Source organism: Pseudonocardia sp. ICBG162 (genome assembly GCF_020496225.1).
Classification (GTDB): Bacteria; Actinomycetota; Actinomycetes; order Mycobacteriales; family Pseudonocardiaceae; genus Pseudonocardia; species Pseudonocardia alni.
Genome location: NZ_JAHLJD010000017.1, coordinates 458,964 through 470,071 on the forward strand (window position 1 = coordinate 458,964; position 11,108 = coordinate 470,071).

11 protein-coding genes are annotated in these 11,108 nt (G+C 76.3%); 8 read left to right on the forward strand and 3 right to left on the reverse strand.

Annotated elements, in window-relative coordinates:
- Positions 1-133: 133 nt before the first annotated feature.
- From KPL60_RS16255 to KPL60_RS16290, 8 genes are all read left to right on the forward strand, one after another.
- Positions 134-652, forward strand: a complete 519-nt coding sequence (locus tag KPL60_RS16255; RefSeq protein ID WP_226357972.1) for an MSMEG_0572/Sll0783 family nitrogen starvation response protein — start codon at positions 134-136, stop codon at positions 650-652.
- Positions 653-792: 140 nt separating this feature from the next.
- Positions 793-1,947: an MSMEG_0568 family radical SAM protein gene (locus KPL60_RS16260; protein ID WP_226366353.1), complete on the forward strand. Its 1,155-nt coding sequence runs from the start codon at positions 793-795 to the stop codon at positions 1,945-1,947.
- A 2-nt stretch (positions 1,948-1,949) separates the two neighbouring features.
- Positions 1,950-3,476: an MSMEG_0567/sll0787 family protein gene (locus KPL60_RS16265; RefSeq protein ID WP_226366354.1), complete on the forward strand. Its 1,527-nt coding sequence runs from the start codon at positions 1,950-1,952 to the stop codon at positions 3,474-3,476.
- Entirely contained in the window at positions 3,473-4,339 is an 867-nt protein-coding gene (locus KPL60_RS16270) for a carbon-nitrogen hydrolase family protein (RefSeq protein ID WP_226366355.1), read from the forward strand. Before KPL60_RS16265 ends, KPL60_RS16270 begins: the two co-directional genes overlap by 4 nt.
- A gap of 1 nt (position 4,340) precedes the next feature.
- A complete protein-coding gene (locus KPL60_RS16275; RefSeq protein ID WP_226357976.1) occupies positions 4,341-5,183 on the forward strand; it encodes a carbon-nitrogen hydrolase family protein in 843 nt (280 codons plus the stop codon).
- A gap of 3 nt (positions 5,184-5,186) precedes the next feature.
- Entirely contained in the window at positions 5,187-6,302 is a 1,116-nt protein-coding gene (locus KPL60_RS16280; protein ID WP_226366356.1) for an MSMEG_0565 family glycosyltransferase, read from the forward strand.
- Between the two features lie 66 nt (positions 6,303-6,368).
- Positions 6,369-6,551, forward strand: a complete 183-nt coding sequence (locus tag KPL60_RS16285) for a hypothetical protein (RefSeq protein ID WP_157818271.1) — start codon at positions 6,369-6,371, stop codon at positions 6,549-6,551.
- Positions 6,552-7,008: 457 nt separating this feature from the next.
- Positions 7,009-7,914 (forward strand): hypothetical protein, encoded by a 906-nt coding sequence (locus tag KPL60_RS16290; RefSeq protein ID WP_226366357.1) that lies wholly within the window; start codon positions 7,009-7,011, stop codon positions 7,912-7,914.
- A 219-nt stretch (positions 7,915-8,133) separates the two neighbouring features.
- Here the strand turns inward: KPL60_RS16290 and KPL60_RS16295 are convergent, their stop codons facing one another.
- The 3 genes from KPL60_RS16295 to KPL60_RS16305 form a co-directional block, all read right to left on the reverse strand.
- Entirely contained in the window at positions 8,134-9,348 is a 1,215-nt protein-coding gene (locus KPL60_RS16295; protein ID WP_226357979.1) for a CdaR family transcriptional regulator, read from the reverse strand.
- A 70-nt stretch (positions 9,349-9,418) separates the two neighbouring features.
- Positions 9,419-9,610, reverse strand: coding sequence for a ferredoxin (locus tag KPL60_RS16300; RefSeq protein ID WP_062396337.1), 192 nt, complete (start codon positions 9,608-9,610; stop codon positions 9,419-9,421).
- Entirely contained in the window at positions 9,610-11,028 is a 1,419-nt protein-coding gene (locus KPL60_RS16305; RefSeq protein WP_226357980.1) for a fatty acid desaturase, read from the reverse strand. Before KPL60_RS16305 ends, KPL60_RS16300 begins: the two co-directional genes overlap by 1 nt.
- Positions 11,029-11,108: the final 80 nt, after the last annotated feature.

The window sequence follows — 11,108 nt, forward strand, 5'->3', positions numbered from 1 at the left end:
CGGCAACAGATCACTGGTGTCGTAGTGCTCGCCGGAAACGGTGGGACCCGATTCCATCGCATTCTCCCTCCCCCGGCGCTCCCACGCACCCGTATTCCCGGCGTGGATCCGTCACACCACGAGGAGCATCCCCATGACCAGCGCCGAGCTGTCCGACATCGAGAAGAAGAGCCTCGAGGAGATCCCGCACCCCTCGCTGCCCGAGGGTTCGAGCATCTACGGCGGGACGAAGGTCTTCCCGGACCTGCAGGCCGAGGACGGCGAGACCTACTTCACCCTGGTGCACGGCATCGCGCACGAGTCCTCGGTCAGCTTCGTGGCCGTGCTGCAGGCGACCCGTGCGCTGCGCAAGGGATTCGAGTCGGCCATGTACTTCTACGGTCCCGGCTCGCTGAACTGCCTGGCCACCCGCGGTTTCCCGACGACCGGCACGTCCGCGTTCCCCGGAGAGCACAACATCAACGACCAGCTCAAGACGTTCATGAGCGAGGGCGGCAAGGTGTTCTGCTGCCGCTTCGGGCTGTCGCTGCACGGTGCCCGCGAGGAGGACCTGATCGAGGGCGTCATCCCGACGCACCCGCTCGACGTCCAGGACGCGCTCATCCACTACGCCCGCAAGGGCGCGATCATCAACTCGACCTACCAGCTCTGACGACGACGGGACGCCATCGCGTCCCGGATCCGTCCCGGGATGCGGCCCGATGCCTCGGCCACGGGCTGCATCCCGGCGGGTCCGGGCGCGGGCGGTCCCCCGCCGTACCCGGCCCGTCGCATCCCCGGAGGTCCGCCCCCATGTCCGCACCGTCCCGTACCGAGCCCGGTCTGCGGGCCCGCGCCGAGCTCGCCGTCCGCGGCGTGGCGCTCGACCCCGACACCGGCACCGGGCCGGACCGGCCCTCCGGCGTGACCGACCTGGGCTCGGTCATCCCGCTGCGCCGCCCCGGCGGGGCGGGCCCGTCCGCCGACGGGCACGTCCTCGTCGACGGGCTGGCGACCACCGTCCCGATCGTCGCCGACTCCCCGTACCGGCTGCGGGACGGGCGGCTGCTGCGCCGCGAGCCCGGCGGCGGCGTGACCGACATGGGCGTCGCGGTCGACACCGTCGCCCGGCCGGCGTTCTACGACCTCACCACCGCCGACGGCGTGCCCTACGAGAAGATCGCCCGCCTGCACGGCGACGACGTGCTCGCCTCCACGGTGGTGCAGACCTGCGTGCGCTACGGCGAGGCCGACCGCTGCCGGTTCTGCGCGATCGAGCAGTCCCTGGCCTCCGGCGCGACGACGGCGGTGAAGACGCCCGACCAGCTCGCCGAGGTCGCCGAGGCCGCGGTCCGCCTGGACGGGGTGCGCCAGATGGTGCTGACCACCGGCACCTCCAACGGCCGGGACCGCGGCGCCCGGCACCTGCTGCGCTGCGTGCGCGCGATCCGCGAACGCGTCCCCGCGCTGCCGGTCCAGGTCCAGTGCGAGCCGCCCGCCCCCGACGACCTCGGTGTGCTCGCCGAGCTGGCCGCCGCGGGCGCCGACGCGATCGGCATCCACGTCGAGTCCCTCGACGACGACGTCCGGCGCCGCTGGATGCCCGGCAAGGCCACCGTCCCGCTGTCCCAGTACCGGGCGGCCTGGGACGAGGCCGTGCGGGTGTTCGGCCCGAACGCCGTGTCGACCTACCTCATCGTCGGCCTCGGCGAGGACCCCGACGAGCTCGTCGCCGGCGCCGCGGAGCTGGTCGCGGCCGGGGTGTACCCGTTCGTCGTCCCCTACCGGCCGCTGCCCGGCACCCTCGCCTTCGCCGACGGGGTGCCCGCCCCCGACCCGGACCTGCTCGCCGACGTCACCGGCCGGGTCGCCGCGGTGCTCCGCGCCGCCGGGATGCGCGGCGCCGACCAGGCCGCCGGCTGCGCGGCCTGCGGGGCGTGCAGCGCGCTGTCCGCGGCGGGGGGCTGAGCATGAGCACCACCGACCCGCGCCCCCGCTTCGTGACCGGGGCGCCCCGCCACCTGACCCCCGCGCCGCGCTGGATCGCCGACGAGCTGCTCGGCGGCCGCCCGGCCCGCACCGGCGGAACCCCGGCGGTGACGGTCCGCGAGGCCCGCGCCGACGACGCTCGCGACCCCGGCGTCGCCGGGTACCGGGCGCTGCGCCGCGCGGTGTTCTGCGTCGAGCAGGGCCTGTTCCCCGACCGGCCCACCGCCGACCTCGACGACCACGACGCCGACCCGCGCGTCGTCGTCCTGCTCGCCCACGACGCCGACGGGACCCTGCTCGGCGGGGTACGCCTCGGCCCGGCCCGGGCGGCCCACCCCGACATCGGGTGGTGGACCGGCAGCAGGCTGGTCGTGGCTCCCGCCGCGCGCCGTCGCACCGGTGTGCGGGTCGGCGCCGCGCTGGTCCGCGCCGCCTGCGCGCGCGCCGAGGCCGCGGGCGCCCTGCGCTTCGACGCCGACGTGCAGGCCGCGGGCGCGGTCCTGTTCGAGCGGCTCGGCTGGACCCGGGTGCGCGACTGCGTGGTCGCCGGGGCCCCGCACGTCACGATGCGCCGGCCCATGACCCGCGTCCAGGACCTCGTCGTCGCCACCAAGGCCCCGCTGGGTGCGCTGGTCGGCGGCGTCGGCCCGGCCGGGTTCATCGGCGACGACGGCGCCCCCGTCCCGGGCAGCGACCTGGTGGCCTGCTGCGACGCGATCGTGCCCGCCATGGTCGAGCGCGACCCGGAGTGGGCGGGCTGGGCCGGGGTGCTGGTCAACGTCAACGACCTCGCCGCGATGGGCGCCGCCCCGGTCGGGCTGCTCGACGCCGTCGGCGCCCGGGACGCCTCCTTCGCCCACCGCGTGCTGAGCGGCGTGCGCGACGCGGCCGCCGCCTACGGTGTCCCGCTGCTCGGCGGGCACACCCAGCTCGACGTGCCCGCGGCGCTGTCGCTGACCGCGCTCGGGCGCACCGACCGGCCCGTCCCCGCCGGTGGCGGGCGCGCCGGGCACCGGGTCCGGCTCACCACCGACCTCGGCGGCGGCTGGCGGCCCGGCTACACCGGGCGCCAGTGGGACTCGACGACCTCCCGCACCCGCGCCGAGCTGGCCGCGACCGTCGGCGCCATCGGCCCGGACGCACCGCACCGCCCGGCCGCGGCGAAGGACGTGTCGATGGCCGGGCTCGCCGGGACCCTCGGCATGCTCGCCGAGGCCTCCGGGGTCGGCGCCGTGCTCGACGTCGCCGCCGTCCCCCGCCCGGACGGTGCCACCGCGGGCGACTGGTTCACCTGCTTCCCCGGGTTCGGCCTGCTCACCGCGGACGACCCGGGCTCCCCCGCCCCCGACGCCGGTCCCGCGGTGTCCGCCGAGTGCGGCGAGCTCGTCGCCGGTGCCGGGGTCCGGCTGCGCTGGCCCGACGGCGAGCAGACCGAGGCCGTCACCGCGGGCGTCACCGGCATGGGCCGCGCCGGTACCCCCGCCCCCCACCCCGAGGAGACCCGATGACGCCCACGACGTTCGGCGCCGCCGCGCAGGGCTTCGTCCGCGACCTCGACGAGGACTTCGCCCGGATCGCCGCCACGATCGCCCGCGCCCGCGCGGCCGGGGTGCAGGTGCTCGCGCTGCCCGAGGCGGCGATGGGCGGGTACCTGTCGTCGCTGCACGACGTGCCCGGCACCCCCGCCGACCGGCCCCCGCAGCTGGACCCGGACGGGCCGGAGGTCCGGCGGCTGGCCGCGCTGGCCGGGGACATGGTCGTCGCCGCCGGGTACTGCGAGACCGGGGACGCCGCATCCGGCGGGCGGCCCTACAACTCCTGTGTCGCCGTCACCGGGGACGGGGTGCTCGGGCGGCACCGCAAGGTGCACCAGCCGATCAACGAGAACTCCAGCTACGCCGCGGGCGACCGGTTCGCCGCGTTCGACACGCCGTACGGCCGCACCGGCATGATGATCTGCTACGACAAGGCGTTCCCGGAGGCGGCCCGCGCGCTGGCCGACGACGGCGCCCGGACCGTGCTGTGCCTGTCGGCGTGGCCGGCGTCGCGGACGAACCGGGCCCCGGTGCTCGCCGAGGACCGGTGGGCCCGCCGCTTCGACCTGCACGACCGCTCCCGCGCGTTGGAGAACCAGTTCGTCTGGGTCTCGGCGAACCAGGCCGGTAGGTTCGGCGACATGCAGCTGGTGGCGAACGCCAAGATCGTCGACCCGGGGGGCGAGGTGCTCGCGGCCACCGGCAGCGAGGCCGGGCTGGCCGTCGCCACCGTCGACGTCGACGCATCCGTGGACGCCGCCCGCCGCGTCATGGGGCACCTGCGCGACCGCCGCCCGGCGGCCTACGGGCCGGGTCCGGTCCGCGCGGGGGTGTGAGGTGCGCGTCGCCGCGGCGGCCGCGAACTTCACCCGGGACGTCGCGTTCGACCTGGAGCGGATCGGCGTGATCGTCGCGCACGCCCGGGAGCAGGGCGTGAGCGTGCTGGTGCTGCCCGACGGCGCCCTCGGCGGCTACGTGCACGACCTGCGCAGCCCCGATCCCGCCGACCCGGACGACGGCGCGGTGCTGCCGCCCGAGCTCGACCCGGACGGCCCCGAGGTGCGCGCGGTCGCCGCGCTCGCCCGGGAGATGGTGGTGTGCGTCGGGTTCTGCGAGGCCGGCCCCGAGCCGGGCGTGCGGTGGAACTCCGCGGTCTGCCTGACCGGGGACGGCGTGCTCGGCAGGCACCGCAAGGTGCACCAGCCCGCGGGTGTCGCCGGCCTGTTCGCCGCCGGGGACGGGTTCACCGCGTTCGACACCCCCGCCGGCCGGATGGGGATGCTCATCGACCACGACAAGACCTTCCCCGAGTCGGCCCGCTCGCTCGCGCTCGACGGCGCGCAGCTGCTGGCCTGCCTGTCGGCCTGGCCGACCTCGCTGACCAACCGGGCACCCCGGATGGCGCAGGACCGCCAGGCCCGGCTGTTCGACCTCTACGACCAGTCCCGCGCCGCCGAGAACCAGGTGCTGCTGCTGTCGGCGAACCAGAGCGGGCGCAACGGATCGCTGCACTTCCTGGGCCGGGCGAAGGTCGTCGGGCCGGGCGGGGACATCCTGGCCCGCACCTGGTCCAAGGGCGGGCTCGCCGTCGCCGACGTCGAGCCCGAGGAGATGATCGGCTCCGCCCGCGCGGTGCTGCACCACCTCAAGGAACGCCGACCCGACCTGTACCGGGGCTGAGCGGTGCGGATCCGGCTGTCCACCTACTCCACCAAGCCGCGCGGCGGGGTCGTGCACACCCTCGCCCTGGCCGAGGCGCTCGCCGCCGCCGGCCACGAGGTCACGGTGTTCTCCCTGGCCCGGGGCGGGGACACCGGCTTCTTCCGAGCGGTCGACCCCCGCGTCGCGGTGCACCTGGTCCCGGTTCCGGAGATCGACGGCGAGACCGTCGGCGCCCGCATCCTCCGCTCGATCGACCTGCTGGCCGCCGGGCTGGCCGACGCCCCCGCGGTCGACGTGCGGCACGCCCAGGACTGTCTGTCCGCCAACGCCGAGGGCCGCGCGCACGGCTACGGCTCGCTGCTGCGCACCGTGCACCACCTCGACGAGTTCAGCACCCCCGAGCTGGCCGCCTGCCACGAACGCGCGCTGGTGCATCCGGCCGCGCTGGTGTGCGTCTCCCGGGCCGTCGCCGCGGAGGTGCGCGCCGGCTGGGGCCGAGAGGCGACGGTGATCGGCAACGGCGTCGACGCGGCCCGGTTCGCCCGGGCCGCCGACGCCGGCGCCGGTGCGCCGTGGCGGGCCCGGTTCGGCCGCTACGTGCTGTCGGTCGGCGGGATCGAGCCGCGCAAGGGCACCGCCGACCTGGTCGAGGCGATGGCGCTGCTCGGGCCCGGTACCCGCCTGGTGATCGGCGGCGGCGAGACGCTGTTCGACTACCGCGACTACCGCGCCCGGGTGCTCGCGCGGGCCGACGAGCTGGGCGTCGTCCCGGACGTCCTCGGCCCCGTCGACGACGACGCGCTGCCCGGCCTGATGGCGGGTGCGGCGGCGTTCGCGTTCCCGTCGGCCAAGGAGGGCTTCGGCCTGGCCGCGATGGAGGCACTGGCCGCCGGGGTCCCGCTGGTGACCCGGGACCTGCCGGTGCTGCGCGAGGTGTTCGGCGACGCGGCACGGTTCGCCCGCGACCCGGCCGGGTTCGCCGCCGCGCTCGCCGACGCGCTGGCCGTCCCCGACCCGCGGCGGGCGGCCGCCGGTCGCGCGCTGGCCGCCGCCCACACCTGGACGGCGGCCGCGGACCGGCACGCCGACCTCTACCGCACCCACCTCGCCGACCGCGGCGTGACGACGACGGGGTGACGGGGGCCACACCGACTGCGCTAACCTGGGGTGACCACACGACGACGACGTCCCGGGGGTACGCCGATGCCTGCTCACGAGGCACCCGCTCCGGCCACCGTCGTGCCCCTGTGCCGCGCCGCCCGCCACGGCGACGCCGCCGGGGTCCGCTGCCCGCACTGCACCCGCCCCACCCGCGACGACCGCGACGCCGTCGTGCTGCGGCTGCCCCGGCTGCGCGGCCACGAGGTGCTCGCGGGCGAGCTCTGACCCACCGCCCGCCCGCCCGGCCCCGCCGCGCCCGCGCCGGTCCGCCGCTGCCGCAGTGCTCCGCCGCTCCTGCATCGACCCGCCGCCCGCGCGCTGGTCCGCGGCTGCCGCAGGGCTCAGATGCCCCCGCAGGGCTCCGTTGCTCCCACATCGACCCGCCGTCGGCGCGCCGGTCCTTCGCCCACGCGGTGATCCACCGCCCACACGCTGATCCTTCGCCCGCGCGCCGGTCCCCCGCCCAAGCCCTGATCCGCTGCGCGCGCTGATCCCCCGCCCGCCCGCGCGCTGATCCTTCGCCCGCGCGCTGATCCGCTCCGCGCGCGTGTCCGGACGCGCGCGCCGAGCGGATCACCGCGCGAGAAGGCGATCATCGGGTGCCCGTCCACAATCGCGGGAATGCTCCACAGGTGGCGGATCCGCTCCGGCGCGGGCGCCGGGCGCAGGCAGGGTCGGAACCGTGGACGAACCGCTGCTGCGCCGCGACCTGCTGAGACTCGGGACGACCGAGGCCGAGATCCGCGCCGCCCTGCGCACCGGTCGCTGGACCGGGCTGCGACCCGGCGTGTACCTGGAGACCGGCGACGAGCGTCTGCGGTTCGCCTCGACGCGGCACGCGACCCTGGTGGAGGCGACGTTCCCGACCCTCGCCCCCGGGGCCGTGGTCAGCGGCCCGTCCGCCGCCGTACGACACGGCCTGCCGGTCTGGGGCGTGCCCCTGACCACGGTGCACGTGGCCCGGGACCGCGTGTCCGGCGGGCGCGGCGGACCGCGGTTGCGCGTGCACGCCTCCCCGTTGCCCGCCGACGACGTCGTCGACGTCCGAGGCATCCCGACGACGTCGGTGGCCCGCACCGTCGTCGACCTGGCCCGCACCGCGCCGTTCGAGACCGCCGTGGCCGTCGCCGACGCGGCCCTGCACCGCCACCTCGTCACGCCGGACCGGCTATGCGACGCGGTGCTCGCCGCCTGCGGACGCCACGGCGTCGGCCGGGCCCGGGCGGTCGTCGCCTTCGCCGACGCCCGCGCGGACGGGCCCGGCGAGTCGCGCAGCCGCGTCCGGATGGCACGCCTGCACGTGGCGAGGCCGGTGCTGCAGCACCCCGTGCTCGACGGGCGGGGCCACCGGATCGGGGTCGTCGACTTCTGGTGGCCGGACCACGGGGTGGTCGGGGAGTTCGACGGCCTCGACAAGTACGGGCGGCCGGGGCACCCGGGAGACAGCGCGGCCGACGCCGTCGTCCGGGAGAAGCGGCGGGAGGACGCGCTGCGGGCCCGGCCCGGGGTGCGCACGGTCGTGCGCTGGACCTGGGACGACCTCGACGACTTCGCCGCCGTCGCGCAACGGCTCCCACGGGCAGCATGATCCGCTCCGCGCGCGGTGATCCGCTGCCCGCGCGTGTCCGGACGCGCGCGCGGAGCGGATCACCGCGCGAGCAGTGGATCAGCACGCGGCCAGCCGGTCGATGAGCGGCCGGCCGACCAGCGTGGCCGTGGACCAGCGCGATCGGTGGGCCTGCTCAGCCGACGGACCAGCGTGGTCGCCCGACCAGCGCAGCCGGGGGGGGGCGGCGCGCAGACCCGGTCAGTCGGCCGGGCGCAGCACGGCCGTCCCGAGGACCCGGCAGGCCAGGAGCGCCACCTCGACGTCGAGCCGGTCGTCGCCGAGGGGCCGGCCCCGCACCTCCTCGGCGCGGCGCAGGCGGTACTGCACGGTGTTCTTGTGCAGGTGCAGCTCGCCCGCCGCCGCGACGAGGCTGCCGCCGCCGCGCAGGTAGGCGGCGAGGGTGTCACGGAGGCGGGCGTGCTGCTCGTCGTCGATCGCGAGGTCGCCGAGGATCTCGGCGACCCGGTCGGCGAGCAGGTCGGTGCCCGCGTCGAGCAGCAGCAGCGGGCCGAGGTCGTCGGCGGTGGTGACCGGGAGCCGGGCGGCGGGAGCGGCGGCGGTGACCACCTCCTGCACCCGGCGGGCCCGGCGGTGCGCGCCGCGGAACCCGTCGAGGCCGCGGCCGGGGCCGCCGAGCGCGACCGACACCGGTCCGGGCGGCAGGGTCACCGGCCCGCCCGCACCCGGGTACCAGGCCCAGGAGGTCACCGCGTCCGGGGCGACGACGAGCGGGGCGCGGGTGCAGCCGAGGGCGGCGCCGACGTCGGCGACGGCACGTTCCAGGGCCCGGCCGGGATCGGGGGCGTCCGGGTCGACCCAGAGCACCGCGGCCAGGTGCTCCCCCGCGACCGGGTGCCCGAGCGCCGTCTCGACCTCGGTGACGGTGCCGCCGCGCCCGGCGAGCACGGCGTCGACCATCGCGAGCCGGGCGGCGTCGCGGCGGCGGACCCAGCCGTCGCGTTCGGCCTGGTGGACCGCGACCATCTCCTCGGAGACCCGGTCGACGTAGCCGAAGGCGACCGCGGTGAGCGCCCGGACGGCGTCGCCGACCTCGGTGGTCCCCAGCCCGGACCCGGCGATGCGGCCGATGAGCTCCTGCTGGAACACCGACTGGCCCAGCCGGTAGGCCCGCAGGACGACCGTGACCGGGACCCCCTGCTGGGCGAGTCGGCGGGCGAGCTCCCCGGCGACCGGAGGCAGCGGCACGTCGTCCGGGGCCCGGCCGGTCAGCACGACCAGCGCGCCCTCCAGCGAGCCCTGCACGGTGGCGACCAGCAGCTCGCGCACGCGGGGGTCGCGGCCGAGCTCGGGCAGCCCGGCGTCGATCTCGACGAGCACCCGCGCACCGAGCGCCTCGACGTCGTCGCGGACCTCGGTGGCGAGGCGGGCGAGCAGGGCGGTCACCGTCGACACGGGACCGACCGTAGCGCGACGCCCGCCCGGCTCCGGGGATCCGGTGCCGGGCGGGCGTCGGGTGGAGGGCTCAGTTCTCCAGGGCCAGTGCGCGGGCGGGGCAGGCGCGGACGGCGGCGTCCACGTGGGCCCGCTCGGACTCGGGCGGGTGCTCGTCGCGGACGACGACCACGTCGTCCTCCCCCACCTCGAACCAGCCGTCGGCCATGGCCTCGCACATCCCGATGCCCTGGCAGGCGTCGAGGTCGGCGACGATGCGCATCAGACCTCCTCGGTGGTCAGCGCGACGAAGTCGACCTTCTCGCGGACCCCGCAGTCCGGGCAGCACCAGTCGTCGGGGATCTGCGACCACGGGGTCCCCGCCGGGAAGCCCTCGGCCTCGTTGCCCGCGGCGACCTCGTAGGTGTACCCGCAGCCGGGGCAGCGGGCCGCGGTGACGGCGTCGCTCTGCGCGCGGCGGGTGACGTCGGCGGCGGTGTCGGCGACCGGAGCCGGGTCGGCGGGCGGCGGGTACGCGGCGAGGAGCTTGTCACGCTTGCCGGGCTGCAGGTTGGCGAAGCGCAGGTCGCCGTCGTAGTGGGCCACCACCAGCGGGTCCATCAGCCGGCGGAACACCGGCGGGACGGTCGCGGCCAGCATCATCCCGGTGTAGCCGGTCGGCAGGACCGGGGCCTCCGGGAAGTCGCGCAGCGTCTGGAACCGGCGGACCGGGTTCGCGTGGTGGTCGGAGTGTCGCTGCAGGTGGTAGAGCAGCACGTTGGTGGCGATGTTGTTGGAGTTCCAGGAGTGCTCGGGCAGCACGCGCTCGTAGCGGCGGCGGTCCGGCGGGCCGACCTTCTGGCGCAGCATCCCGTAGTGCTCCATGTAGTTCACCAGCTCGAGCAGGGTGAACCCGAAGACGGCCTGGATCAGCAGGTAGGGCAGCACGCCCCAGCCGAACAGCGCGATGATCGCGCCCCACAGCACCACCGACATCAGCCAGGCGTTGAGGACGTCGTTGCCGATCCGGAACGGGTGCCGGTCGCGGCGGGCGTAGCGCTTGCGCTCCAGGCGCCAGGCGCTGGTCAGCGAGCCGAACACGGTGCGCGGCCAGAACCGGTAGAAGCTCTCGCCCATCCGGGCCGAGGCCGGGTCGTCCGGGGTGGAGACGCGCACGTGGTGGCCGCGGTTGTGCTCGACGTAGAAGTGGCCGTAGAACGCCGGGGCGAGCGCGATCTTCGCGGCCCAGCGCTCCACGTCCTCGCGCTTGTGGCCCAGCTCGTGGGCGGTGTTGATGGCGACGCCGGCGACGGTGCCGAGCGTGACCGCGAGACCGATGTTGCCGACGACCGGCGCCCCGGCCGTGGCGATGTAGAACATCCCGGCGAACAGGCCCGCGTACTGCAGCGGGAGGTAGGCGTAGGTGACCCAGCGGTAGTAGCGGTCCTCCTCCAGCTCCTCCATCACCTCGTCCGGCGGGTTCGTCGGGTCCTTGCCCGCGAACAGGTCGATCGTCGGGACGATGCCGAGCACGACGATCGGACCCAGCCACAGCGCCACCGACCAGCCGGTGGCCAGGTGCAGACCGATCGCGAGGAACGGCAGGACCGGGACCAGCAGGCCCAGCAGCCAGGCGTAGCGCTTGCCGTCGTGCCAGGTGTGTTCACCGTTCACCGGTTCGGACAGTGCGTAGGTCCGCATCGGATTCCTCCTCGCGTCGGCTCTGACGGGATGTTGTGAGCAGACGTTAGGGAGATCGGCCCGCGATTCCTCGGTCGTCG